A 634-nucleotide genomic window follows, 5' to 3' on the forward strand; every position below is an offset into this window, starting at 1 on the left:
CTCCGGTCGATCCGGTCGAACCTGTTGCCCCAGTAGAGCCGGTCGAACCTGTCGATCCGGTCGAGCCAGTTGCTCCGGTATTACCGGTTGCACCTGTGGCGCCGGTCGAGCCGGTTGCTCCAGTCGAACCGGTCGCACCAGTCGATCCGGTCGAACCTGTCGATCCTGTCGAGCCAGTTGCTCCGGTATCACCGGTCGAGCCGGTTGCTCCAGTCGATCCGGTCGCACCAGTCGATCCGGTCGAACCTGTCGATCCTGTCGAGCCAGTTGCTCCGGTATTACCGGTTGCACCTGTGGCGCCGGTCGAGCCGGTTGCTCCAGTCGAACCGGTCGCACCAGTAGAGCCGGTCGAACCTGTCGATCCGGTCGAGCCAGTTGCTCCGGTATTACCGGTTGCACCTGTGGCGCCGGTCGAGCCGGTTGCTCCAGTCGACCCCGTCGAGCCTGTTGCTCCAGTCGAACCTGTCGAGCCAGTTGCTCCGGTATCACCGGTTGCACCTGTGGCGCCGGTCGAGCCGGTTGCTCCGGTCGATCCGGTCGAACCTGTTGCCCCAGTAGAGCCGGTCGAACCTGTCGATCCGGTCGAGCCAGTTGCTCCGGTATTACCGGTTGCACCTGTGGCGCCGGTCGAGCC

Annotated in this window: 1 protein-coding gene; it reads left to right on the forward strand. The window is 64.7% G+C overall.

Annotated elements, in window-relative coordinates; genetic code table 11:
- On the forward strand, nt 1–634 hold a 634-nt coding region (locus P3C39_RS32865; RefSeq protein ID WP_275955466.1), incomplete at both ends, for a DUF4573 domain-containing protein.

This window comes from Mesorhizobium sp. XAP4 (assembly GCF_029269325.1).
Lineage (GTDB): Bacteria > Pseudomonadota > Alphaproteobacteria > Rhizobiales > Rhizobiaceae > Mesorhizobium > Mesorhizobium ciceri.